We start from the raw sequence: 23,981 nt of genomic DNA, 5'->3' as shown, positions 1-23,981 counted from the left end.
AGCCTGGAGCACGTACGATCGTGCACTGTGCAGAGTACGGAGAAGTCTTCCCGCCGCGGCACCCGCTCCTCCACGATGGGGGGCATGCCGCTCAACGACATGCCCTGGTGGCGCTGGCGCACGAACGTGCGCTCCGCGCTGCACATGATCAGCGACCCGGAGTTCCAGCGCGAGGTCTGGCTCACCGGGCAACCGGGCTACGGCGACGTGACCGACGCCGTCTACCGCCTTGTCGAGGACACCTGGCTCGACAACTGGTCCGCGGAGAAGTACGTGGGCACCGTCTTCCGGGACTCCCAGGAGGCGGCCCTGGTCGACGTGGCCGTGCTGCGGGTGCTGAAGATACTGCACCAGGTGGGCGCCGACGCCCCCGTCTCCGCGTACCTGGAGCACCACGCGTGGCCCGAGGCCGTGCGGGCCGCCCGCGAGGCGCACGTACGGATGGCCACCGGGGACGGCGAGGACCCGGACACGCCGCCGCGGTCACTGGACATCCTCAAGATCTACACACGCACGGCCTGAGCCGTCCGCGCGCGGCACGCGAGCGGGGTGCCACCTGCGACGACACCCGGGGCGCCCGGCTGGCGGACGCCTTGGAACGGCGGGGCGACTTTGTGCGACCCTAGCCCCGTGAACGCCGCCGACGATTCGCCGCCGCAGTCCCAGCAGTACATCCTCACCCTGTCGTGCCCCGACAAGGCGGGGATCGTGCACGCCGTGTCGAGCTACCTCTTCATGACCGGGTGCAACATCGAGGACAGCCAGCAGTTCGGCGACCACGACACCGGGCTGTTCTTCATGCGGGTGCACTTCTCCGCGGGCCACCCGGTCACCGCCGACAAGCTGCGGGCCAGCTTCGCGGCCGTCGCCGACGCCTACGCCATGGACTGGCAGATCACGCCCTCCGCCGAGCGGATGCGCATCATCCTCATGGTCAGCAAGTTCGGGCACTGCCTGAACGACCTGCTCTTCCGCACCAGCATCGGAGCGCTGCCGGTGGAGATCGCCGCCGTGGTCTCCAACCACACCGACTTCGCGGAGCTGGCGGGCTCCTACGACGTGCCCTTCCACCACATCCCGGTGACGAAGGAGAACAAGGCCGAGGCCGAGGCGGAACTGCTCTCCCTGGTGGAGAAGGAGAACGTCCAACTGGTCGTCCTCGCCCGCTACATGCAGGTCCTGTCCGACCACCTCTGCAAGGAGCTGGCCGGCCGCATCATCAACATCCACCACTCCTTCCTGCCCAGCTTCAAGGGCGCCCGGCCCTACCACCAGGCCCACGCCCGCGGGGTGAAGCTGATCGGCGCGACGGCGCACTACGTCACCGCCGACCTCGACGAGGGCCCGATCATCGAGCAGGAGGTCGAGCGGGTGGGCCACGGGGTCAACCCGGAGCAGTTGGTCGCCATCGGCCGCGACGTGGAGTGCCAGGCCCTGGCACGCGCCGTGAAGTGGCACAGCGAGCACCGCGTCCTGCTCAACGGCCGCCGCACGGTCGTCTTCGCCTGACACCCGGCCGGCGGCCCCCGGAGCGGGCCCGGGCGCCGGACCGGGCGGGCCTCAGGCCTGGCAGACGGGCACGCCGGCGACGTCCGCCAGGAAGGTCTCGACCGCCGCGTACCAGGTCTCGGGCTGGTCCCAGGGGACGAGGTGCCCGGCGTCGGGGATCTCCGCGTACGAGCCCCGGGGCAGCACGCGCACCATCTCCTGGGCCTCGGCGCGGCCCAGCTCGCCGTCCCAGCCGCGCACGACGAGGGCGGGGCAGGACACCTGGGCCAGTTCGTCCCAGTGGGCGTCGTGGATCCAGGACTCCCGGGAGCGCAGCATGTGGCGCCGTTCGAACACCGGGCGCCAGCCGTCGGCGTGCTCCTCCATCACCTCGGCGAAGAACTCCCCGCGGGCCGGGCGGGAGCCCTCCAGCCAGGGATCCTCCTCGCCGAACCACCGGCGCACCGCGTCGGGACCGGAGAAGGGCAGCGGCCAGGCCCTGAACCAGTCCTCCCAGCAGCGCTGGCTCGCCTCCCCGAGGGCCACCGCGCGCATGTCGCACAGGACCACGGCCCGCACCAGCGACGGCCGGCGCGCGGCGAGCTGCCAGGCGGTGAGGGCGCCCATCGAGTGCCCGACGACGGTGACCGGGGCGAGCCCCAGCTGCTCGACGACTGCGGCGGCGTCGGCCACGTAGGCGTCACGGGTGTAGGGCCCCTCCGGCTTGGCGCTGCGCCCGTGGCCGCGCTGGTCCAGGGCCACCACTCGGTGGCGGGCGGCGAGCCGGCGGGCGGTGCCGGCCCACTGCGAGGCCCGTCCCATCAGGCCGTGCAGCAGCAGGACGGCGGGCTGCGGCGCCTCCTCGGACCCCGCCCCGGGCCGGGAGGCGGGGGCGGACCCGTCGGCGTACTCCCACGTCGTGAGCGGGAGGCCGCCCGCTCCGGTGACTTCGACGCGCCTGGCCATGTGCCGCACCCCCTGGTACGTGACGTTCAGACCCCCACGCTATCGAAATCCTGTTCGATATGCGTCTTCACACGCGCAACACCGCTCTTTCGAGTGACAACGCTCAAGGATTGCCGGCGCGCGCCGAGGGGAGGACTTCAGCGGGACGCGGCCCGGCGGGGAAGACGGGCAGCGGGGAGCCACCCGGACAGCTCGGGGATCCGGGTGGGCTCCACGGGGGCCCAGGGGAGGGAACGGGGGACGGGGGAGGAAGGGACTCCGGCGCATGGGGAGGCGCCGGGGTCCCTCGAACAACGGCCCCGGCACCGGCGGCGCCCACGACCCGGCCGGAATCCCGCCGGCGCGTGACGCGACTACCGCTTGGCGACGAACACGTGCGAGGCGGTCTCCGTGCTCAGTTCCGCGGCCTCGCCACCGCTGCCGACCAGCACACCGCCCGCCGACGGGGTCACCGACACCACCGCGCCCGGCTGCACGCCGGCCCGCCGCAGCGTGTACATCAACTGCGCGTCCGTCTGGATCGGCTCGCCGATCCGCCGCACGACCACGCTCGCGCCGGCCACGCCCGTCTCCAGGTCGGTCAGGCTGACCATGCCCTCGTCCAGGAACGGGTCCGCGCCGTCCTTCTCGCCCAGCTCCTCCAGGCCCGGGATCGGGTTGCCGTACGGCGACTCCGTCGGGTGGCGCAGCAGCTCGAGGACGCGGCGCTCGACCGCCTCGCTCATCACGTGCTCCCAGCGGCACGCCTCGGCGTGCACGTGCTCCCACTCCAGGCCGATGACGTCGACGAGCAGGCACTCGGCCAGCCGGTGCTTGCGCATCACGCGCGTCGCGATCCGCCGGCCCTCGGAGGTCAGCTCCAGATGCCGGTCGCCCGCGACGTGCACCAGTCCGTCCCGCTCCATGCGCGCGACGGTCTGACTGACCGTCGGTCCGCTCTGGTCGAGCCGTTCGGCGATTCGGGCGCGCATGGGGACGACACCCTCCTCCTCAAGCTCAAGGATGGTGCGGAGATACATCTCCGTCGTGTCGATCAGTCCGGACATGCGCGCCCCTCGGTGGCTCGTACGTGGCCCTGCACCCAATTCTGACGCATGCGACCGACAACCGGAGCCCTGTGGTTGACAGGCGGACGCCGCGGCACCACGGTTCTCGACATGACCGATCTGGCCGCCACATATTTCGATGCCGCCATCGCACTGCTGAGGCGCGTGAGGGACGAGGAGTCCGCGGGGATCGAGACGGCCGCGGCCGCGCTCGCGGACACCGTGGCGGCCGGGGGACGGGTGTTCGCCTACGGCGCCGGGCACTCCTCGCTCCCCGCGCAGGACGTCGTCTACCGCGCGGGCGGCCTCGCCCTGGTGAACCTGCTCGCCGTGCCCGGCGCGGTCGGCGTGGACGTCGTCCCGGCCACGCTCGGCAGCGCGCTCGAACAGGTCGGCGGTCTGGCCCGGGTCGTGCTGCGCAGCTCTCCCGCGCGGGCGGGCGACCTCCTGGTGGTCATCTCCCTCTCCGGCCGCAACCCGCTCCCTGTGGAGATGGCGCAGGAGGCCAAGGCGCTCGGCATGAAGGTGATCGGCGTCACATCGGTGGCGTACGCCAAGGAGACGCACTCACGGCACGCGAGCGGCACCTTCCTGAAGGACCACTGCGACGTCGTGATCGACAGCAAGATCGCGCCGGGCGACGCGGAACTGTCCGTGCCGGGGATCCCGGCGCCGTTCGGTCCGGCCTCCACCGTGGTGACCAGCGCGCTGATGCAGGCCGTCGTGGCCACGGCCGCGGCGGACCTGGCCGGGCGCGGCGTCACCCCTCCCATGCTCCGCTCGGGCAACGTCGACGGGGGCCACGAGTGGAACGCGAAGGTCTTCGAGGAGTACGCGGACCGGATCTTCTACCGCCACTGAGCCCACGACCAGGCCCACGGTCATGCCCGCGGCGGCAGGTCGAGCGGCGGCAGGTCGAGGGAGGCCGCCACCCGCAGCGCGACGTCCTCGGCGAAGGCGGCGTCCGCCCGGTCGAAGGGACGGCGGCCCGTGCCGCGCAGGAAGGTGAGCACGCCGAGCGTGCGGCCGCGGCTGCGGAGCACGGCGCACAGTCCGTGGACGGTGCCGTCGGGCCAGCGCCGGGCGGCGGCCCAGCCGGCGACCTGGGCCCGTGAGGCCGGCTCGGCGGCCGCGGCCCCGAAGCCCGCGCGCACGGAGCCGGTACGGGCGACCGCCTGCAGGGCCGGGTGCCCCTCCCCGTACCGCACCGGGATGCCGCCGGACACCGGCAGGCAGGGCCCCGCGCCGCCGGGGGGCGTGGCGGCGACCCGGACGAGCCGGGCCCCGTCGGGCGCCAGCACGTCGAGCAGCGCGTGCTCGGCGAACCCGGCGAGGGCGAAGTCCACGTAAGCGGTGGCCGCCTCCATGGGGTCCTCGCACTCGGCGACGGCCAGCGCGGCCCGGTGCAGCTGGTTGCTGCGGAAGCGCAGCCGCGCCGCCTCCTGCTCGGCGAGCTTGGCCTCGGTGACGTCGTGGAAGAGCCAGCCGACGCCGAGCGGCACCGGCTCCTCCCCCAGCGGCGAACCGAGCCGCACGAAGCCGCTCCGCCAGCAGCAGCGCGTGCCGCCCTCCTCCCGCAGACCCACCCACAGCTCGCTGGCCGCGGGGGGCGCGCCCTCGGCGAGCACGTGCTGCAGGGCGCTCTCCAGCTCCTCCACGCCCTGGTCGAGGAAGTCGCCCAGCGGCCGCCCGAGCGGCGCGTCCCGGCTGGTGCGCAGCGCGCGGGCGGCGTACGCGTTGACCACGACGGGGCGCAGGTCGGCGTCGACGAGGACGACCCCGGTCGAGGCGTCGTCGAAGAGCGCCTCGCTGAGGGCTATCGAGCGCTCCAGGTCGATCTGGGCGTGCACCTCGGAGAAGGCGCAGTAGACCCCGGCGGGGCGCCCGTCGGAGCCGTGCACGGCGGCGGCCTGGGTCCGCACCAGCACCCGGTGGCCGTCCTTGGTCAGCAGCGCGAACTCGTGGACCTGGCGGCCGTCCGCGGCCATGGCGCCCAGCAGCCGCTCGCGCACCTCCTCGGCGTCGGCGGTGCGCGCGGCCCAGCCGGCGAAACCGCGCCGGCCGACGGCCTCCTCGGCCGTCCAGCCCAGGATGCGGGCGGCCTCCGCGTTCCAATGCGTGATCACTCCGTCGCGGTCCAGGGCACAGAGGCCTGCCTCCATGCCGTCCAGGAGCGCGGCGAGCAGTTGCGGCGTCGCATCGAATGACTGCACGTCTGGACATTCAACCCCTGTGTGACCGACGACACAGGAACTTCACGAAATTCGGTGGCCGGCGGTACCCGTGGTCCGCGGGGCGGAAAAAAACCGCTTGTCGTCCGCCGGAGCCTTTCCTAAGGTGGCGTACACACACGAAGGGAGGTGGTCCGGAGAATGAGTTCCCATCGGACGCGTGAGGTGGCTGCGGGCTGACGCCTGCGCTCCTCGCCTGCGCGCGATGTGCGTAGCGGGCCAAATCCATCGCAGTCACCCGACCCGCGGGCTCGTCGGATTCGTCCGGCCGATGCCCGGACGGCCCGCCGTCCGGGGAGCAGCCCGCGGGTCGCCTGCGTCTGCGGGCGGTGACCGGTCCCGCCCCCGGCGTCGCACGGCCCTCAGGGCGACAGGCGCCGCACCGTTCAGCCGTCCTCGGCGGCGGTGTACACCAGCCGGTCGTGCAGCCGGTTCTCCCGTCCCTGCCAGAACTCCACGCTGCGCGCGACCACCCGGAAGCCTCCCCAGTCCGGCGGCACGGGCACGTCCGTGCCCTCGGGGTAGCGGGCCGCCAGCTCCTCGTAGCGGTGCTCCAGCTCCTCCCGTGAGCCCACCACCGAGGACTGCTCGCTCGCCCAGGCACCGATCCGCGAGCCGTGCGGACGGGTGCGGAAGTACGCCTCGGTCTCCTCGCGCGAGACACGCTCGACGGCGCCTGCCACGATCACCTGGCGCGCGATCGGGTGCCAGGGGAAGAGCAGCGAGGCGTGCGGCCGCTCGGTGAGCTCACGGCCCTTCCTCGACCCGTAGTTGGTGAAGAAGACGAAGCCGCGGTGGTCGTAGCTCTTCAGCAGGACCGTGCGCGAGCTGGGCAGTCCGTCGGCCCCCGCGGTGGAGACCACCATGGCGTTGGGCTCGTCGACGCGGGCGTTGACGGCGTCGGCGAACCAGCGCGCGAACTGCGTGTACGGGTCGCCGGCCAGTTCGTCCTCGGTCAGTCCGTGGGCGCGGTACTGCTTGCGCATGGCGGCGGGGTCGTGGTGGCTGTGCTGCACCCGCACATCTTGCAGCACGGCAGCGGCACCGTGTGCCGGACGGTGCGCCGGAACCCGTGCGGGACCTGCGCCGGAGCACCCGCCGGAACATGTGCCGGACCTCACGCTTCACGTCACCTGCGGGAGGGGACAGACTTACAGGCCGGGTATCTGTGCCCTCTCGACATCGGGGGATGTCGTGCGGGGCACCCAGTGCCAACCCCCATGCACCACCCCTGCACCACCCCGCGTGCCACAAGCACCACCGGATCGTCGACCGCATCAAGAGGAGCCGCCTGATGTCCGACTTCGTACCCGGCCTCGAGGGAGTCGTCGCCTTCGAGACGGAGATCGCCGAACCCGACAAGGAAGGCGGCGCCCTGCGCTACCGCGGAGTGGACATCGAGGACCTGGTGGGCCACGTCTCCTTCGGGAACGTGTGGGGCCTGCTGGTCGACGGTGCCTTCAACCCCGGCCTCCCGCCCGCCGAGCCCTTCCCGATCCCCGTCCATTCCGGTGACATCCGCGTGGACGTCCAGTCGGCGCTGGCCATGCTCGCCCCGGTGTGGGGTCTGAAGCCGCTGCTGGACATCGACGCCGAGCAGGCCCGCGAGGACCTGGCGCGCGCGGCCGTGATGGCGCTGTCGTACGTGGCGCAGTCGGCGCGCGGCCAGGGGCTGCCGATGGTGCCGCAGAGCGAGATCGACAAGGCGGAGACGGTCGTCGAGCGCTTCATGATCCGCTGGCGCGGCGAGCCGGACCCCAAGCACGTCAAGGCCGTGGACGCCTACTGGACCTCCGCCGCCGAGCACGGCATGAACGCGTCCACCTTCACCGCGCGGGTGATCGCCTCCACCGGTGCCGACGTGGCCGCCGCGCTGTCCGGCGCGGTGGGCGCCATGTCGGGCCCGCTGCACGGCGGCGCGCCCTCGCGCGTGCTGGGCATGATCGAGGAGATCGAGCGGACCGGCGACGCCGAGGCGTACGTCAAGCAGGCCCTGGACAAGGGCGAGCGCCTGATGGGCTTCGGCCACCGCGTCTACCGCGCCGAGGACCCGCGGGCGCGGGTGCTGCGCCGTACGGCCAGGGAGCTGGGCGCCCCCCGCTTCGAGATCGCGGAGGCGCTGGAGAAGGCGGCCCTGGAGGAGCTGCACTCCCGTCGCCCGGACCGCGTCCTGGCGACCAACGTGGAGTTCTGGGCGGCGATCATCCTGGACTTCGCCGAGGTCCCGGCCCACATGTTCACGTCGATGTTCAGCTGCGCCCGCACCGCCGGCTGGTCCGCGCACATCCTGGAGCAGAAGCGCACCGGCCGCCTGGTGCGCCCCTCGGCCCGCTACATCGGCCCGGGCTCCCGGGACCCGCGCGACGTCGAGGGTTACGCGGACATCGCACGCTAGTCCGGTGCGGTGCACCCTGGGGGGATGAGGCTGTTCGTGGCCGTCGTGCCCCCCAGGTCCGCCCTCGCCGAACTGGGGGGCGCCGTGGACGTGCTCCGCGCCCTGCCGGGCGCGGACGGGCTGCGCTGGACGGAGCGTGCCGGATGGCACGTGACGCTGGCGTTCCTCGGCGAGGTGGACGAGGCCCTGCTGCCCGGGCTGGCCGAACGCCTGGACCGGGCGGCGCGGCGCCATCCGCACTGCCGGATCGCGCTGACCGGCGGGGGCCGCTTCGGCGACCGCACGCTCTGGGCCGGACTGGACGGGGACGACCTGGGACGTACGGCGGCCGCGGCGCAGGCGGCCGCCCGGCGGGCGGGCGTCCACCACGAGGACGAGCACGGCCGCTTCCACGCCCACCTGACGCTGGCCCGGCAGCGCGCCGGGCGCACCAGGGTGGGCCTGAGGCCCTTCACCGACGCCCTCGCGCAGTTCGCGGGCACCCCGTGGACGGCGGCGGCGATCTCCCTGGTGCGGAGCCATCCGCCCGCACCCGGGGTGCCGGGGGCGCAACCCCGCTACGAGACGGTGCGGACCTGCCCGCTGGGGCACTGAGGCCGCCCCGTTAACCTCGATGTGTGGACCCGAAGACCCGTACCCGAGTAATGACCGCCGCCCTCGCCCTGCTGGTGGTCGTGGTGATCGTCGGCACCGTCGTGCGCGGCTAGACGACCGCAGGGGAGGGGCCGGCCCGTCTCAGGCGCCGGCGTAGACCCTCTCGACGAATTCCGCCACCTGTTCGTCGGTGAGGTGGCGGGCCAGGTCGGCCTCGGTGATGATGCCGATCAGCTTCTTGTCCTCGACCACCGGGAGCCGCTTGATGCGGTGCGACTCCATCTCGGTCAGGACGTCGGAGACGTCGGCGTCCGCGTCGATCCAGCGGGGGGTGCCCTCGCACAGGTCGCCGCAGGTCACCTTGGAGGGGTCGCGCCCCGCGGCGATGCACTTGGTGACGATGTCCCGGTCGGTGATGATGCCGCACATCCGGTCGTTCACGTCGTGGACCGGCAGCGCGCCGACGTTGAGCTCGCGCATGAGCTGCGCCGCCCGGTCGAGAGTCTCGGTCGCCGGTATCGCACGGGCGCCGGGATGCATGATCTCTTTGGCTGTGGTCATACCCTCATCGTGCGCCCGACCGGGTGAATCTGCGACCGGGCGCACGGCGGGGCGGACCACCGCGGACGCCTACCAGGCGAAGGCCTCCGGCGACGGGCCCGGGCCCGGGAAGATCTCGTCCAGCTCGGCGAGCAGCTCCGCGGGCAGCTCCAGTTCGACCGCGCGCAGCGCGGAGTCCAGCTGCTCGCGGGTGCGCGGGCCGACGATCGGGCCGGTGATCCCGGGGCGGCCCAGCAGCCAGGCCAGGGCGACGTCACCGGGCTGCAGGCCGGCCTTGTCGACCGCGTCCTCGTACGCCTGGACCTGCTCGCGCAGGGCGCTGTCCTTCAGCGAGTCGGCGCTGCGGCCGGAGGTGGAGCGGGAGCCGCCGCCCTCGCGCTCCTTGCGCAGCGCGCCGCCCAGCAGGCCGCCGTGGAGCGGCGACCAGGGGATGACGCCCAGGCCGTACTCCTGCGCGGCCGGGATGACCTCCATCTCGGCGCGGCGCTCGGCGAGGTTGTACAGGCACTGCTCGCTGACCAGGCCGAGCGAATGGCGCCGCGCGGCGGCCTCGTTGGCCTTGGCGATACCCCAGCCGGGGAAGTTGGACGATCCGGCGTAGAGCACCTTGCCCTGCTGCACCAGGACGTCGATCGCCTGCCAGATCTCCTCCCACGGCGTCGCGCGGTCGATGTGGTGGAACTGGTAGACGTCGATGTGGTCCGTGCCCAGGCGCTTCAGGCTCGCCTCGGCGGCACGGCGGATGTTGAGCGCGGAGAGCTTGTCGCCGTTCGGCCAGGGGGCGCCGTCGGTGCCCATGTTGCCGTAGACCTTGGTCGCCAGGACGGTCCTGTCGCGGCGGCCGCCGCCCTTGGCGAACCAGCTGCCGATGATCTCCTCGGTGCGGCCCTTGTTCTCGCCCCAGCCGTAGACGTTGGCCGTGTCGAAGAAGTTGACGCCCGCGTCGTGCGCGGCGTCCATGATCGCGTGGCTGTCGGCCTCGTCCGTCTGCGGGCCGAAGTTCATCGTTCCCAGTACGAGCCGGCTGACCTTGAGTCCGGTGCGTCCGAGCTGTGTGTACTCCATGGGGACCAGCCAAGCTCTTGGAGTGCGCTCGAATCAAGCGGAGTTGAGGGGGTGTCGGTACGGCGCCCCCAGGCCCCACGCCTGGTGCGCGGCGTCCGCGAACGCGGCCGCCAGCCGGTGCTCCCCGGAGGCGTTGGGGTGGGTGCCGTCGTAGGTGTCCCGGGTGATGTCGTAGCCGGCCGGGCGGGAGGCCAGCAGCAGCGGAGAGACCGCGGTGCCCAGGTCGGCGACGGTCTTGGCCAGGCGGGTGTTGAACTCCTCGCACTGTGCGCCGAATCCGGGGTCCTGGTCGCAGCGCGAGTTGGGTATGACGGGCAGCAGCACCGCGGCGACACGGGGGTTGGCCGCCCGCGCCCGCCCGACGAACAGCCGCACGTTGGCCTCGGTCTGCTCGGGGTTGGTGTAGAAGCCGAGGTCGATCAGCCCCAGGGAGACCAGCAGCACGTCGGGACGGTGCTCCCGCACGGCGCCCTCGATGAGCGGCGCCATGTGCAGCCACCCCTCGCCCCAGCCGGCCAGGTGGCGGCGCGCGGAGACGGGGAAGGCGGGGTCGGCGTAGCGCTGCGAGACGGCCGCGTCGGCACCGGGGTCGTGCAGCGCGGTCCGCGGGCCGACGATCTCGAAGTCCTCGCCCTCCGTCCCCAGCGACCGCAGGTGCTCCCACATGCGGTAGCGCCAGGTGTGCTCCCCCGCGCTGCCGATCGTCATGGAGTCGCCGACGAACATCCACGCCGTGCGGCGTCCGGGCGTGCGGCGGGGCCCGTCGCCGGGGCCGGGGGGTGCACTGGACATGGAGGGGATCTTAGGGCCCGCGGGCTCCCCGGCAGGGCCCTGACCTCGGGTACGGCGGTGTTGGCACCGTCACTGCCGCGGGGCCGGGAAGGCCGTGCGGCCGCTGCGATTGGCCCAGTGGAGAAGCTCTCGAATGGCCCTGCTGAGCGGGCTGTTCCGCTCCTAGGGTGACGGGCATGACGCACTCGGTGGACTTCTACTTCGACCCCATCTGCCCCTTCGCCTGGATCACCTCCCGCTGGATCCTGGAGGTGGAGCGGGAACGCGAACTGCGCCTGCGCTTCCGGGTGATGAGCCTGTCCGTGCTCAACGAGGGCCGCGAGGGCCTGCCCGAGCGCTACGAGCGGCTGCTGAGCACCGGCTGGGGCCCGGTACGGGTGTGCGTCGCCGCCGCGCGGCACCACGGGGAGCACGTGCTGCGCGAGCTGTACACGGCGCTCGGCACCCGGCTGCACGTGCAGGACCGCCCGGCCTCCGACGAGGTGCTGCGCGAGGCGCTGGCGCAGGCGGGCCTGCCGCCGGAGCTGGCGGAGGCCGCGGGCGGCACCGCGTACGACGAGGAGCTGCGCAGGAGCCACCACGAGGGCATGGACCCGGTCGGGGAGGAGGTCGGCACGCCCACCCTGCACATCGACGGGGCCGCCTTCTTCGGACCCGTCCTCACCTCGATCCCGCGCGGCGAGGAGGCGGCGCGGCTCTTCGACGGAGTCCGGGCGCTGGCCGGCCACCCGACCTTCTTCGAGCTGAAGCGCAGCCGCACCGGCGGCCTCGACTTCGCCTGAGCCGTCCACCTGGCAGGCTTGGCGCATGCGCCCACTGCTCGCCGCGGCCGCGGCCTCCGTCCTCGTCATGGGTCCCCTCGTCGGCAGCGCGGCCGCCGACGACGGGGAGTCCGCGGCCTTCACGATGTCGGACCCGCGGATCACCGAGTCGAGCGGCCTGGTCGCCAGCCGCCTCCACAAGGGCGTCTACTGGACGCACAACGACAGCGACGACGGCCCGTACGTCTACGCCGTCGACTCCGCGACGGGCAAGACGGTCGCCACCGTCACCCTGCGCGGCGTGGGCAGCCCGCGCGACGTCGAGGCGATCTCGATGGGCCCGGACGGCGCGCTGTACGTCGGCGACATCGGCGACAACCTCGACGGCTCCTGGCCGCACGTGTGGATCTACCGCTTCCCGGAGCCGGAACGGCTGACGGACCGGACGGTGACCGCGACGCAGTACACCGTCCAGTACGACGGCGGCCCGCGCAACGCCGAGGCGATGATGGTCGACCCCACGTCAGGGCGGGTCTACATCGCGAGCAAGAACGAGGACGGCGGCGGCCTCTACCAGGGCCCGGCGAAGCTCTCCGCGAGCGGCACCAACGTCTTCCGGCGCGTCGCGGCCATCCCGCTGTGGATCACCGACGGCGCCTTCTCCCCGGACGGCAGCCGGCTGGTGCTGCGCGGCTACTTCGGCGCCCTGATGTACCGCTGGTCCGACGGCACGGCGCGCCGGATCGACCAGATGCACGTGCCGCTGCAGCGGCAGGGCGAGTCCGTCGCCTTCACCCCGGACGGCCGGGCCCTGATGTACGGCAGCGAGGGCGCGGACAGCGAGGTCTGGCGCGTGCCGCTGAGCGGGGACGACCTGCCCGACGCGGCCCGCCGTGCCGCCTCCTCCTCCCCCGGGCCGTCGGGGAGTTCCTCGGCGGACGCCGCCGGTTCCCGCGCGGACGAGGCGGGTTCGACACGGCAGTTCGCGCTGGGCGCCGTCACCCTGGCCGCGGTCGCCGCGTTGCTGGTGGGGGTGCGCCGGTTGCTGCGCCGGGAGCGCTGAGGCGCCCCGGGAACACCGGCGGGCGGGGCGATCGCCCAGCCCGCCGGCGGTGGTGGCCCCGTGGGGCCCGGGTTCAGAGCCGCTCGACGACGAAGTCGACGCAGGCGGTCAGGGCCTCGACGTCCGCCGGCTCCACGGCCGGGAACATCGCGACGCGCAGCTGGTTGCGGCCCAGCTTGCGGTACGGCTCGGTGTCGACGACGCCGTTGGCGCGCAGCACCTTGGCGATCACCGCCGCGTCGACCTCGTCGTTGAAGTCGATCGTGCCGACGACCTGGGAGCGCTTGGCCGGGTCGGTGACGAACGGGGTGGCGTACTTGGAGTCCTCGGCCCAGGTGTACAGACGCGAGGAGGAGTCGGCGGTGCGCGCGACGGCCCAGTCCAGGCCGCCCTGGCCGTTGATCCACTCCAGCTGGTCGTTCAGCAGGAACAGGGTGGCGAGCGCGGGGGTGTTGTACGTCTGGTTCTTGCCCGAGTTGTCGATCGCGGTCGGCAGGTCGAAGAAGGCCGGGATGTGGCGGCCGGACGCGGCGATCCGCGCGGCGCGCTCCAGCGCGGCCGGGGAGAACGCGGCGATCCACAGCCCGCCGTCGGCGGCGAAGGACTTCTGCGGGGCGAAGTAGTAGACGTCGGTCTCGGCGATGTCGACCGGCAGGCCGCCCGCGCCGGAGGTGGCGTCGACCAGGACGAGGGCGCCCTCGTCGGCGCCGGCCACGCGCCGCAGCGGCATCGCGACACCGGTGGAGGTCTCGTTGTGGGTGAAGGCGTAGACGTCCACGCCGGCCTCGGCGGCCGCCTCGGGGTGCGTGCCCGGGTCGGCGGAGATCACGGTCGGCTCGTCCAGCCACGGCGCCAGCTTGGCCGCCTTGGCGAACTTGGAGGAGAACTCGCCGAAGCTGAGGTGCTGCGACTTGCGCTCGATGAGCCCGTGGGTGGCGATGTCCCAGAAGGCGGTGGAGCCGCCGTTGCCGAGCACCACCTCGTAGCCCTCGGGAAGCGAGAAGAGCTCACGGATGCCGTCCCGGACCCGGCCGACCAGGTCCTTCACCGGCGCCTGCCGGTGAGAGGTGCCCATCAGCGAGGTGCCGGTGGCGGCCAGGGCGCTGAGCGCCTCGGGCCGCACCTTGGAGGGGCCCGAACCGAATCGTCCGTCGGCGGGCTTGATGTCAGCGGGAATCTGGATCTCGGCCACGTCTCGCAGCGTAGTGCGTGACGACCCGGTTACGGGCTCCGGTCCATCCGGTGAGACATGCGGCGCGGTGGGGCAGGCTGAGGGGCATGGCGGACGATCTGCGGCACGGACTGCGCCGCGAGCTGGAGCGGGCGGTGCGGGGCGAGGTCTCCTTCGACCCGCAGAGCAGGGCGCTGACCACGATGGACGCGTCCAACTACCGGCGCGTCCCGGTGGCCGTGGTCGCGCCGCGCGACGCCGGCGACGTGGCCGCGGCGCTCGCCGTGTGCCGGGCGCACGGGGTGCCGGTGGTGCCGCGCGGCGGCGGCACGTCGATCGCCGGGCAGGCGACGGGCACCGGGGTCGTCCTCGACTTCACCCGGCACATGCACCGGATCGTGTCACTCAGCCCCGAGGCGTTGACGGCCCGTGTGCAGCCGGGAGTGGTCCTGGACGACCTGCGGCGCGCCGCCGCCGCGCACGGGCTGACCTTCGGCCCCGATCCGTCCACCCACAGCCGCTGCACCCTCGGCGGCATGATCGGCAACAACGCGTGCGGCCCGCACTCCGTCGCCTGGGGCACCACCGCCGACAACGTCCGGGCCCTGGAGTGCCTCACCTACGGCGGCGAGCCGCTGCGCACCGCCGAGCCGCTCCGCGCCGACCTGCGGGAACTGGTGGACGGCCATCTCGCCCTGCTGCGCACCGGCTACCCGCAGCAGCTCCCCCGCCGCATCTCCGGCTACGCCCTCGACGCCCTGCTCCCCGAACGCGGCCGGGACCTGGCCCGGGCCCTGACCGGCAGCGAGGGCACGCTCGCCGTCATCACGGAGGCCGAGGTCCGGCTGGTGCCCGCGCCCCCGGTGCGCGTCCTGGTCGTCCTCGGCTACCCGGACGAAGGGGCCGCCGCCGATGCCGCGAACGGCCTGCTGCCGTACGGTCCGCTGACGGTGGAGGGCATGGCCGCCGATCTGGTGGGCGGGGAGGCCGCCGGGCTGCTGCCGCGGGGCGGCGCGTGGCTCTTCGTCGAGATGCCCGGCACCGGCGAGGCGGAGGCGCTGCGGCGGCTCGCCGACGCGGGCGACTCGGTCGTCGTGACCGACCCCGTCGCGCAGCGCACGCTGTGGCGGATCCGCGAGGAGGCAGCCGGCACCGCCACCCGGATGCCGGACGGGACGGAGGCCTGGCCGGGCTGGGAGGACTGCGCCGTGCCGCCCGCACGGCTCGGCGCCTACCTGCGCGACTTCCGCGCACTGCTGCGCGGGCACGGACTGCGCGGGGCGCCGTACGGGCACTTCGGCGACGGCTGCATCCACGTGCGCATCGACTTCGACCTGCTCGACGCGGCGGGTGTGGCCCGCTTCCGCCGCTTCTCCGAGGACGTCGCGCAGCTCGTCGTCGCGCACGGCGGCTCGCTGTCCGGGGAGCACGGGGACGGGCAGGCCCGCGCGGAGTTGCTGCCCAGGATGTACGGGGACGAACTGGTCGCCCTCTTCGGCCGGTTCAAGGACGCGCTGGACCCGGCGGGCGGCCTCAACCCCGGCATGCTGGTGCGGCCCGAACCGCTCGACGCCCATCTGCGCTTCGCCGTCCTGCCGCGCCGGCCGGTCGCCGTCGCCTTCGGCTACCCCCACGACGGCGGGGACTTCTCGGCGGCGGTGCGCCGCTGCGTCGGCGTCGCCAAGTGCCGTGACACGGGAGGGGGTCCGGGGGCCGGGGATCCGGGGGCGGGCGTCATGTGCCCCTCGTACCGGGCGACGCGCGAGGAGCGGCACTCCACCCGAGGCCGGGCCCGGCTGCTGCACGAGATGCTCGCCGGCGAGATCGTCACCGGCGGCTGGCGCTCGCCCGAGGTCCTGGACGCCCTGGACCTCTGCCTGTCCTGCAAGGGCTGCCGCTCGGACTGCCCGGTCGGCGTCGACATGGCCACCTACAAGGCGGAGTTCCTCCACCACCACTACCGGCGGCGGCCCCGGCCCGCCTCGCACTACCTGATGGGCGGGCTGCCGACGTGGCTGCGCGCGGCGACCCCGCTCGCCGGGACCGTGAACGCCCTGGCACGGGTACGGCCGCTGGCCGCCCTGGCCAAGCGGACGGCGGGTGTCGCGCCCGAGCGGGAACTGCCGCCGCTGGCCGAGGAGTCCTTCGTGCGCTGGTGGCGGCGGCAGGAACCCGCAGCGGAGGCGGGAGGGACCGTGGTGCTGTGGCCGGACACCTTCACCGACCGCTTCTCCCCCGAGGTCGGCCGCGCCGCCGTACACGTCCTGCGGGCGGCCGGACTGCGCGTCGTGCTGCCGCCGGGACGCGTCTGCTGCGGCCTGACCTGGGTCTCGACCGGCCGCCTCGACCGGGCGCGGCAGGTGATGCGCCGCACGGTCCTGCGGATGGCTCCCGTGGTGGCCGCCGGTCATCCCGTCGTCGTCCTGGAACCGAGCTGCGCGGCGGCGCTCCGCACCGATCTGCCCGAACTCCTGGGCACCGACGAGGCGGCGGCCCTGGCCGGTTCCGTACGCACCTTCGCGCAGGTGCTGGAGGAGCGGGCCCCCGGCTGGACGCCGCCCCGCCTCGACCGGGCGGTCACCGGCCAGACCCACTGCCACCAGCATGCCGTCCTGGGAGACGCCGCCGAGCGCCGGCTGCGCGCCCGCGCCGGGCTCGGCGGCACCCTGGCCTCCGGCTGCTGCGGCCTGGCCGGGAACTTCGGCTTCGAGCGCGGCCATTACGAGGTCTCCGTCGCCTGCGCCGAGGAGCGTCTGCTGCCCGCCGTCGGCGCCGCCCGCCCCGGTACGGCCGTCCTCGCGGACGGCTTCTCCTGCCGCACCCAGCTCGCCCAGCTCGGCGGGGTGCGCGCCCGGCACCTCGCGGAGCTGCTGGCGGACGGGCTGTGAGGCGGCGGCCCGTGCGGAGGGCGGGGCCTCAGAACTCCGCGGTGTCCAGCTCGAGTCCGAAGGGCTCGGGCAGCCGCAGCGGAGTGCCGAAGGGATGCGGGCCGTCCACCGCCCGGTAGCCGAGCTCCCCCGGCTCCGCATACAGGGTGCAGCTGCGCTCCTGACGGTCGACGAGGAGGTACAGCGGGGCGCCGTACTCGGCGTAGCGGCGGCGTTTGACGATCCGGTCGGTGTCGCCGTTGGACTCCGAGGTGACCTCCACCACCAGCAGGGTCTGGTGGGCGACGAGAGCGTCGGCCTCCGCCAGGTCTTCCGGCACGACCGCCAGGTCCGGCAGGTACCAGTTGCCACTGCCGGGAAGGTCCAGATTTCCCGAGCCTGAGAGGCAGCCCATCTTCTGCACGACGGCGTCGATCTGCCGACGGATCATGGCCGCGGCCTTCTCATGCCCCCACGTAGGTGGCACCACTTGCCGGATGACCCCCTCGACGATCTGCACCCGGTCCCCCCCGTGGTGCCGGATCGCGTACTTGAGCGCGGTTTCCGGGTCGTCCGGCGCGTACGAACCGGCGGCCGCCCGAGGCGCCCAGTGGGGCTGTGAGCTCATCGGTCCTCCAGGGGCTCCGCACACGCGACTGACGACTCCCCCGATTCTCACGCAGCCGCCGCCGGCCCGGGGCGCCCCGATCGCACATTCACTCGAAACGATGAAGCACCCCCGAGGTCACCGACGCCGGCGCCAGGGTCACGGCACCAGCACGAGCCTCCCCCGCAGGCCCCCCTCCGCGAGGCGGGCGTGGGCCTTGGCGACCTCCGCCAACGGGTAGGTGTCGGCCACCCGCGTGGTGAGCACGCCCTCGTCCACCAGGGCCACCAGCTCCGCGAGGCGGGCCCCGTCCGGCTGGACCTGGACCGCGGCGACGCGGATGCCGCGCTCGGCGGCGGGCACCGCGTCGGGCCGGACGGTGACGTAGCCGCCGCCGTCCGGTACGGCCGCCAGGACGGGGGCGCCGAGCGCCGCCGCGTCGAGGGCGGCGTCGGCCCGGACGCCGTCCAGGGACGACACGGCCTCGTCGGCGCCCAGTTCCCGCAGCAGCGGGAGGTCGGCGGGGCGGGCCAGTGCGACGACGTGCAGCCCCGCGTGGCGGGCCAGCTGGACGGCGTAGGCCCCGACCGCGCCCGCGGCGCCGGTGACCAGCACGCGGTCGCCGGGGCGGGCGGCCAGCAGGCCGAGCGCCTCGTCGGCGGTGAGGGCGTTGGTCGGGAGGGTGGCGGCGTGGACGGGGTCGACGGACGAGGGGGCCGCGGCGAGGGCGTCCGCGCCCAGCACGACGTACTCGGCGTGCGCCTTGGTCCGCTGCCCGAACCCGCCCACCGCGCCCACGACGGCCGTGCCCGGCACGGGGACGGAGAGCCCGGCGCCGACCGCGTCCACGGTCCCCGCGACGTCCCAGCCCAGCCCGAGGAAGGCGCCGGGCACCAGTGCCCCGGCCCCGAGCAGACCGGCCCGTACGGCGAGGTCGGCGGGGTTGACCCCGGCCGCGGCCACCCGCACCCGGACCTCGCCCGGGCCCGGCTCGGGCAGCGGCACCTCGGCGACCTCCAGCACCTCGGGCCCGCCGAATTCCCTGATCACGACAGCACGCATGGCAGAAGCTCCCTGTTCCTGAGGATGTGCGGCGACTGGTCCCGCCGTCATCACAAACCTAGGGAGAGCTACTCTCTCCGGGTAAGTACGTACCTGGAAGTGCGTACCGAACCGAGGAGTCCGGAGGGGAGCCCCCATGGCGACGACCACCGCGTCCCAGCGGCGCGAGGAGGCCCGCGCAGCCTACAACGCGTTCATGAAGGGCTGCCCGACGAACCAGTTGCTCATCCGGATCAGCGACAAGTGGGCCGGCCTGCTCATGGCCGCACTCAAGGACGGCCCGCAGCGTTACAGCGACCTGGGCCGCCGTATCGCGGGCGTCAGCCAGAAGATGCTCACGCAGACGCTGCGCACCCTGGAGCGGGACGGACTGGTCGCGCGGACCGTCACGCCGTCCGTCCCCGTGCGGGTGGACTACGCGCTGACGCCGCTGGGCGAGAGCCTGGCCGTGCTGTTCTCCGCCGTGAAGGACTGGGCGGAGGAGCACATCGAGGAGGTCGTCGAGGCCCGCGAGCGCTACGACGCCGGAGCGGGCACGTCCTGAGGCGGCCCGGGGTCGCCCCGGTTTCACCGATCCCCTGTGCCGTTCATCCGTTTTCGGGCATTCTGTAGAGCCGTTACCGGCCGTTTCGGCCTACTTCCGGCAGCGGGGGGACATCATGCCCGGTGGAGAGCGCGGTGCGCTCGGTCAGCTGGTGAGGGCGCTCAGCCTGGGGACGCTGGTGACCGTCTACGTCGCCAGCCTGCTGATCACCTACCGCCAGCTGCACACGAAACCCGTGCTGCAGGACGTCATCGGTGCCCCGGACTGGACCCGCGCCGTCCTGGTCATGGGACTGGTGATCGGCGGCGGGCTGGGCACGGCCGCGGCGATCGTCGACGACCGCCGCGAACTGCCCTCGTGGTTCCTGACCGCGGTGGGCGTGGTGGCCGCGCTGGCGTGGAGCCTGTGGGCCTCGTCGAGCCTCGGCGAGGACTACGTGCACATGCTCTTCGCGGCCACCGCCCCGGTGACCGGCCTGCTGGTGTGGGCCGAGCTGATGCGGCAGTTCCGCAACCAGCGCCGACCCGCCGTCGTCTGACCGTGCCCGCCGCCTGGGCCGGTCCCCGGGACCGCCTGACCGCTCGCCCGGGCCGTCGCCGCGCTCAGGCGGCCACCGACTCCGACTCCCGCGGCACGAACTCGATCAGCTTGTGGTCCTTGCCGCGGTGCAGGTCGATCTTGAGCCGCAGACCGCCCAGCCGGGCCAGGAAGAGTCCGACGCAGGCCGCCGCCACCGCGGCGACGAGGCCGCCGGCCAGGAAGCCGGTCCGGGCCCCGAAGACGTCGGTGATCCAGCCGACGAGCGGGCCGCCCAGCGGCGTGCCGCCCACGAAGACCATCATGAACAGGCTCATGACGCGGCCCCGCATGGCGGGGTCGGTCGCGAGCTGGACGCTGGCGTTGGCGGTGGTGTTGAAGGTCAGGCCGAAGATGCCGATCGGCAGCATGAGCGCCAGGAAGATCCAGTACGTCGGCGCCAGCGCCGCCACGACCTCCAGCAGGCCGAACCCGAGCGCCGCGCCGACCAGCAGCCGCAGCCGGGTGCTGCCGCGCCGGGCCGCCAGCAGCGCGCCGACGACGGAGCCGACCGCGAGCACCGAGTTGAACAGGCCGTACATCCCGGCGTCGCCGTGGAAGACATGGTCGGCGAAGGCGGTGAGCCAGATCGGGAAGTTGTACGCGAAGGTGCCGATGAAGCCGACCAGCACGATGGGCCAGATCAGCTCGGGCCGTCCGGCGACGTAGCGCAGGCCCTCGCGCAGCTGGCCCTTGCCGCGCGGCGCGGTGGGCACCTCGTAGAGCTCGGAACGGCGCATGAGCAGCAGTCCGGCGAGCGGCGCCAGGAAGGACAGGCCGTTGAAGAGGAAGGCCCAGCCGCTGCCGACCGCGGTGATCAGCGCGCCCGCGACGGCGGGGCCGATGAGGCGGGCGCTCTGGAAGTTGGCGGAGTTCAGGGAGACCGCGTTGCGGACGTCGGCCGGGCCGACCATCTCGACGACGAACGCCTGCCGGCTGGGGTTGTCGACGACGGTGACCATGCCGAGCCCGAAGGCGATGGCGTACACGTGCCAGACCTGGACGGCTCCGCTGAGGGTCAGCGCGGCCAGGGCGAGGCCCAGCAGGCCCATGGCGGCCTGGGTGGCCAGCAGGGTGCGGCGCTTGGGGTAGCGGTCGGCGATGACGCCGCCGTAGAGCCCGAAGAGCAGCATGGGCAGGAACTGCAGCGCGGTCGTGATGCCGACGGCGAAGGAGGACCCGGTGAGGCTCAGCACCAGCCAGTCCTGCGCGATGCGCGACATCCAGGTGCCGGTGTTGGAGACGATCGCCCCACCGGCGAAGAGCCGGTAGTTGCGGTTGCGGAGCGAGCTGAACATGCCGCCGGGCGCCGGCGGCGCGGCGGGGCGGCCGGTGCCGGGGGTCCCGGACGGTCCGGCGGCCCCCGCGGCGGCGTCGGCGCCCGCCGGGGTGGGCAGATCGGCCGGGTCGGCGGTGCCGCCCGGTCCGGCCCCCTCAGGGATGTTCGGTTCGGGTGCGGCGTCTGATGCGGCTGCCGAACTCAATCCGGTCTCGCCTCCTCGTCATCGGGTCCTTGTGTCGGCGTGAGCGAGCTTCTCCAGGACGGGCGCCGCCTCCCGGAGCACGGCGCGTTCCTCCTCCGTGAGGGTGGCCATGAGTTCGGCCAGGAACGCGTTGCGCCGGGCCCGGCTCTCCTCGAGCATCGCCTCCGCCTGCTCGGTCTGCCGGACGACGACCTGGCGCCGGTCGTCCGGATGCGGGTCCCGGTGCACCAGGCCCTTGGACTCGAGCATGGCGACGATCCTCGTCATGGACGGCGGCTGTACGTGCTCCTTGCGGGCCAGCTCCCCGGGGGTGGCGGATCCGCAGCGCGCGAGGGTGCCCAGCACGGACATCTCCGTCGGGCTCAGCGATTCGTCGACCCGGTGGTGGCGCAGTCGGCGGGAGAGCCGCATCACGGCACCGCGCAGCGTGTTCACCGCTGCGCGGTCGTCCTCGGACAGTTCGGTCACGTTCGTTAGATTAGCTCATTACCTATGCTAAGTAAAATTGCCGTAACCGTGCCGCGTCCAAACACATTCGTCAAGGAAGTCACCCATCCGGGTGAGTTCCGCCCCGAAAACGACGCATGCCCCGAGGGGCCCGCCGGACCCTTGGGCCATGGCTTCGAGAGTGCTCAGCATGCGCATAGACGGGGACCTGCTGGACCGTCTCCAGGCTCACGCCGCGAAACGCGGGATGAGCGTCCAGGACTACATCGTCCGGACGCTCATCCGCGATGACTTCGACGAGAGGCTCAAGGCCTCCGTCGACGAGACCGAGCAGTTCTACACGGCCGGTTACGTCAGGCCGAGCGCCGGCATCAGGTAGTAGAAGGCGAAGACCGCCGACACCGCGTAGAGCGCGGACGGCACCTCACGGCCGCGCCCCGCCACCAGCCGCAGCACGCAGAAGGTGATGAACCCGATGCCGATGCCGTTGGTGATCGAGTAGGTGAACGGCATGAGCAGCATCGTCAGGAACGCCGGGATGGAGATCGTGTAGTCGCTCCAGTCGATCTCCCGGATGCTGCCCGCCATGATCAGGAAGCCCACCGCGACGAGCGCGGGGGTGGCCGCCTGGGCCGGGACCATCGTGGCCAGCGGCGCGAAGAACAGCGCGACGACGAAGAGCAGACCGGTGGCGATCGAGGCGAGGCCGGTGCGCGCGCCCTCGCCGGCGCCCGCGGTGGACTCCGCGTAGCAGGTGTTGGCCGAGCAGGAGGTGAAGCCGCCTGCCGCGGTCGCGATGCCGTCGACCATCAGGACCCGGCTCATCCCGGGCAGGTCGCCCTTGGAATCCAGGAGGTGCGCCTCGTCGCTGACGCCGAGGATGGTGCCCATCGCGTCGAAGAAGCAGCTCAGCAGCACGGTGAAGACGAAGAGGACGCCGGTGAGCACACCGACCTCCTGGAAGCCGCCGAACAGACTCACCTTGCCGATCAGCCCGAAGTCGGGGCTCGCGACCGGATTGCCGGGCCACTGCGGGACGGTCAGGCCCCAGGCGGCGTCCTTGACGTTCGCCACCGCGTCGACGACGAGCGCGAGAACGGTCATCGCGACGATGCTGATCAGGATCGCGCCGGGCACCTTGCGGATGATCAGCCCGAGGGTCAGCAGCACGCCGAGGATGAAGATCAGCACCGGCCAGCCGGTCAGGTGGCCGCCCGCCCCCAGCTGCAGCGGGACGGTGGTGTGCGCGGCGTCCGGGATGCGGGTCACGAAGCCGGAGTCGACCAGGCCGATCAGCACGATGAACAGGCCGATGCCGATGGCGATCGCCTTGCGCAGGCCCAGCGGCACCGCGCTCATCACCCGCTCCCGCAGGCCCGTGGCGACCAGCACCATGATCGCGAGACCGGCGAGGACCACCATGCCCATCGCGTCCGGCCAGCTCATCTTCGGGGCGAGCTGGAGCGCGACGATGCTGTTCACGCCCAGACCCGCCGCCAGCGCGATCGGCACGTTGCCGATGACGCCCATGAGCAGGGTGGTGAAGGCGGCGGTCACGACGGTGGCGGTGACCAGCTGGCCGCCGTCGAGGTGGTGGCCGTACTTGTCCACGCCCGAGCTGAGGATGATCGGGTTCAGGACGATGATGTAGGCCATCGCGAAGAAGGTGGCCAGACCTCCGCGGATCTCCCGGGGGACGGAGGACCCCCGCTCGGTGATCCGGAAGAACCGGTCGAGCGCGCCGTGGGCGGCCGCCGGGGGCGGGGTCGGGGAACTGGGCACGACCTTGGCGGTGGTCGACGGGGACATGCGGGTCCTTGCGTGGGGGGATCTTTTGGAGGTTCCTACGACTGAAACCGGTCAGTCTCGGACCGTTTCAGTATGAACATATGAGCCTCCGAAACGCTATCTCCGCGCGTAGACCCCCCGGGGCCACTGGGTACGCTGTGCGGTATGAGCAGCAGCAGCCACAGCAAGGGGACGACCGGGTTGCGCGAGGCGCCGGCACCTCTGGAGGCGAACGACGTCGCGACCGTCACCGTCGGGACGGTCATCTGGTTCGCGCTCTTCCTCGTCCAGCTCCCCTTCTACGGCTGGTACGCCGACCACGGCCACGCCTGGTGGATCTGGACCTGCCTGGCCGGCGGCGGCCTCGGACTCATCGGCCTCTGGTACGTGCGCGCCCGCCGGGACGCCATCCGGCGGTCCCGCGCCGCGGAGGACGCCGCACAGGACTGAGCCGGGGCCCGCGGGTTCCGCGA

The 23,981-nt window shown here is 73.0% G+C and carries 25 protein-coding genes; 12 read left to right on the top strand and 13 right to left on the bottom strand.

The genetic code is table 11. The features are described 5' to 3' along the window. Positions 1-75: 75 nt before the first annotated feature. Positions 76-522: an SCO4402 family protein gene (locus ACFV3E_RS07480; protein WP_500372719.1), complete on the top strand. Its 447-nt coding sequence runs from the start codon at positions 76-78 to the stop codon at positions 520-522. Between the two features lie 108 nt (positions 523-630). Then, the gene (gene purU, locus ACFV3E_RS07475; protein WP_500368656.1) at positions 631-1,509 is read left to right on the top strand and encodes a formyltetrahydrofolate deformylase; all 879 of its coding nucleotides are present in this window, start codon (positions 631-633) and stop codon (positions 1,507-1,509) included. Between the two features lie 51 nt (positions 1,510-1,560). Here purU and ACFV3E_RS07470 read toward each other — a convergent pair whose 3' ends face one another. Both ACFV3E_RS07470 and ACFV3E_RS07465 read right to left on the bottom strand, forming a co-directional pair. Continuing rightward, positions 1,561-2,454, bottom strand: a complete 894-nt coding sequence (locus ACFV3E_RS07470; protein WP_500533846.1) for an alpha/beta fold hydrolase — start codon at positions 2,452-2,454, stop codon at positions 1,561-1,563. A 353-nt stretch (positions 2,455-2,807) separates the two neighbouring features. Next, positions 2,808-3,500 (bottom strand): iron-dependent transcriptional repressor DtxR, encoded by a 693-nt coding sequence (locus tag ACFV3E_RS07465; RefSeq protein ID WP_500368653.1) that lies wholly within the window; start codon positions 3,498-3,500, stop codon positions 2,808-2,810. 111 nt (positions 3,501-3,611) lie between these two features. Here ACFV3E_RS07465 and ACFV3E_RS07460 point away from each other — a divergent pair, with 111 nt between their 5' ends. Continuing rightward, the gene (locus tag ACFV3E_RS07460) at positions 3,612-4,361 is read left to right on the top strand and encodes an SIS domain-containing protein (RefSeq protein ID WP_500368651.1); all 750 of its coding nucleotides are present in this window, start codon (positions 3,612-3,614) and stop codon (positions 4,359-4,361) included. 20 nt (positions 4,362-4,381) lie between these two features. On the opposite strand, the gene ACFV3E_RS07455 is transcribed toward ACFV3E_RS07460, so the two are convergent. Together ACFV3E_RS07455 and pdxH are read right to left on the bottom strand one after the other, a co-directional pair. Continuing rightward, on the bottom strand, positions 4,382-5,713 hold the full coding sequence (locus ACFV3E_RS07455; RefSeq protein WP_500533845.1) for a PAS domain-containing protein: 1,332 nt from the start codon (positions 5,711-5,713) through the stop codon (positions 4,382-4,384). 404 nt (positions 5,714-6,117) lie between these two features. Then, positions 6,118-6,717, bottom strand: a complete 600-nt coding sequence (gene pdxH / locus ACFV3E_RS07450) for a pyridoxamine 5'-phosphate oxidase (RefSeq protein ID WP_500533931.1) — start codon at positions 6,715-6,717, stop codon at positions 6,118-6,120. A gap of 308 nt (positions 6,718-7,025) precedes the next feature. Here pdxH and ACFV3E_RS07445 point away from each other — a divergent pair, with 308 nt between their 5' ends. Further along, positions 7,026-8,126: a citrate synthase 2 gene (locus ACFV3E_RS07445; protein WP_500533844.1), complete on the top strand. Its 1,101-nt coding sequence runs from the start codon at positions 7,026-7,028 to the stop codon at positions 8,124-8,126. Positions 8,127-8,150: 24 nt separating this feature from the next. Next, positions 8,151-8,720, top strand: a complete 570-nt coding sequence (gene thpR / locus ACFV3E_RS07440) for an RNA 2',3'-cyclic phosphodiesterase (protein ID WP_500533843.1) — start codon at positions 8,151-8,153, stop codon at positions 8,718-8,720. A gap of 141 nt (positions 8,721-8,861) precedes the next feature. On the opposite strand, the gene ACFV3E_RS07435 is transcribed toward thpR, so the two are convergent. The 3 genes from ACFV3E_RS07435 to ACFV3E_RS07425 all read right to left on the bottom strand — a co-directional run bounded on the left by ACFV3E_RS07435 (position 8,862) and on the right by ACFV3E_RS07425 (position 11,072). After that, on the bottom strand, positions 8,862-9,281 hold the full coding sequence (locus tag ACFV3E_RS07435; protein ID WP_326575072.1) for a CBS domain-containing protein: 420 nt from the start codon (positions 9,279-9,281) through the stop codon (positions 8,862-8,864). Positions 9,282-9,350: 69 nt separating this feature from the next. Next, positions 9,351-10,346, bottom strand: coding sequence for an aldo/keto reductase (locus tag ACFV3E_RS07430; RefSeq protein WP_500533842.1), 996 nt, complete (start codon positions 10,344-10,346; stop codon positions 9,351-9,353). A 33-nt stretch (positions 10,347-10,379) separates the two neighbouring features. Further along, the gene (locus ACFV3E_RS07425) at positions 10,380-11,072 is read right to left on the bottom strand and encodes a GDSL-type esterase/lipase family protein (protein WP_500533930.1); all 693 of its coding nucleotides are present in this window, start codon (positions 11,070-11,072) and stop codon (positions 10,380-10,382) included. A 242-nt stretch (positions 11,073-11,314) separates the two neighbouring features. Between ACFV3E_RS07425 and ACFV3E_RS07420 the strand changes: the two genes are divergently transcribed. After that, complete coding sequence (locus ACFV3E_RS07420; protein WP_500533841.1) at positions 11,315-11,920, top strand: mycothiol-dependent nitroreductase Rv2466c family protein; 606 nt, start codon at positions 11,315-11,317, stop codon at positions 11,918-11,920. 25 nt (positions 11,921-11,945) lie between these two features. Beyond that, positions 11,946-12,962, top strand: coding sequence for a hypothetical protein (locus tag ACFV3E_RS07415; protein ID WP_500533837.1), 1,017 nt, complete (start codon positions 11,946-11,948; stop codon positions 12,960-12,962). A gap of 73 nt (positions 12,963-13,035) precedes the next feature. Here ACFV3E_RS07415 and serC read toward each other — a convergent pair whose 3' ends face one another. After that, positions 13,036-14,154, bottom strand: a complete 1,119-nt coding sequence (gene serC, locus ACFV3E_RS07410; protein WP_500368640.1) for a phosphoserine transaminase — start codon at positions 14,152-14,154, stop codon at positions 13,036-13,038. Positions 14,155-14,240: 86 nt separating this feature from the next. Here serC and ACFV3E_RS07405 point away from each other — a divergent pair, with 86 nt between their 5' ends. Beyond that, positions 14,241-17,021, top strand: coding sequence for an FAD-binding and (Fe-S)-binding domain-containing protein (locus tag ACFV3E_RS07405; RefSeq protein ID WP_500533835.1), 2,781 nt, complete (start codon positions 14,241-14,243; stop codon positions 17,019-17,021). A gap of 28 nt (positions 17,022-17,049) precedes the next feature. On the opposite strand, the gene ACFV3E_RS07400 is transcribed toward ACFV3E_RS07405, so the two are convergent. Next, positions 17,050-17,628 (bottom strand): Uma2 family endonuclease, encoded by a 579-nt coding sequence (locus ACFV3E_RS07400; protein WP_500533833.1) that lies wholly within the window; start codon positions 17,626-17,628, stop codon positions 17,050-17,052. 138 nt (positions 17,629-17,766) lie between these two features. Continuing rightward, on the bottom strand, positions 17,767-18,669 hold the full coding sequence (locus ACFV3E_RS07395; protein ID WP_500533831.1) for an NADP-dependent oxidoreductase: 903 nt from the start codon (positions 18,667-18,669) through the stop codon (positions 17,767-17,769). Between the two features lie 136 nt (positions 18,670-18,805). Here ACFV3E_RS07395 and ACFV3E_RS07390 point away from each other — a divergent pair, with 136 nt between their 5' ends. Both ACFV3E_RS07390 and ACFV3E_RS07385 read left to right on the top strand, forming a co-directional pair. Beyond that, complete coding sequence (locus ACFV3E_RS07390) at positions 18,806-19,213, top strand: winged helix-turn-helix transcriptional regulator (protein WP_500533829.1); 408 nt, start codon at positions 18,806-18,808, stop codon at positions 19,211-19,213. Between the two features lie 115 nt (positions 19,214-19,328). Beyond that, on the top strand, positions 19,329-19,751 hold the full coding sequence (locus ACFV3E_RS07385; protein ID WP_500533828.1) for a hypothetical protein: 423 nt from the start codon (positions 19,329-19,331) through the stop codon (positions 19,749-19,751). Positions 19,752-19,815: 64 nt separating this feature from the next. Here ACFV3E_RS07385 and ACFV3E_RS07380 read toward each other — a convergent pair whose 3' ends face one another. After that, complete coding sequence (locus ACFV3E_RS07380; protein ID WP_500533827.1) at positions 19,816-21,273, bottom strand: MFS transporter; 1,458 nt, start codon at positions 21,271-21,273, stop codon at positions 19,816-19,818. Between the two features lie 18 nt (positions 21,274-21,291). Next, positions 21,292-21,684 carry a MarR family transcriptional regulator gene (locus tag ACFV3E_RS07375; protein WP_500372716.1) on the bottom strand — a complete coding sequence of 131 codons (393 nt, stop codon included), beginning with the start codon at positions 21,682-21,684 and terminating at the stop codon, positions 21,292-21,294. Positions 21,685-21,889: 205 nt separating this feature from the next. Here ACFV3E_RS07375 and ACFV3E_RS07370 point away from each other — a divergent pair, with 205 nt between their 5' ends. Beyond that, positions 21,890-22,099 carry a ribbon-helix-helix protein, CopG family gene (locus tag ACFV3E_RS07370; RefSeq protein ID WP_500330345.1) on the top strand — a complete coding sequence of 70 codons (210 nt, stop codon included), beginning with the start codon at positions 21,890-21,892 and terminating at the stop codon, positions 22,097-22,099. On the opposite strand, the gene ACFV3E_RS07365 is transcribed toward ACFV3E_RS07370, so the two are convergent. After that, positions 22,069-23,529 carry an NCS2 family permease gene (locus tag ACFV3E_RS07365; protein ID WP_500533825.1) on the bottom strand — a complete coding sequence of 487 codons (1,461 nt, stop codon included), beginning with the start codon at positions 23,527-23,529 and terminating at the stop codon, positions 22,069-22,071. The genes ACFV3E_RS07370 and ACFV3E_RS07365 overlap by 31 nt on opposite strands. 144 nt (positions 23,530-23,673) lie before the next feature. Between ACFV3E_RS07365 and ACFV3E_RS07360 the strand changes: the two genes are divergently transcribed. Further along, positions 23,674-23,958 (top strand): DUF2530 domain-containing protein, encoded by a 285-nt coding sequence (locus tag ACFV3E_RS07360; protein WP_499512469.1) that lies wholly within the window; start codon positions 23,674-23,676, stop codon positions 23,956-23,958. Positions 23,959-23,981 lie beyond the last annotated feature (23 nt).

It is taken from the genome of Streptomyces sp. NPDC059718 (genome assembly GCF_042733315.1).
GTDB lineage: Bacteria > Actinomycetota > Actinomycetes > Streptomycetales > Streptomycetaceae > Actinacidiphila.
Note: the sequence above shows the minus strand (reverse complement) of the source record. Positions and strands in the feature narration are given on the sequence as shown.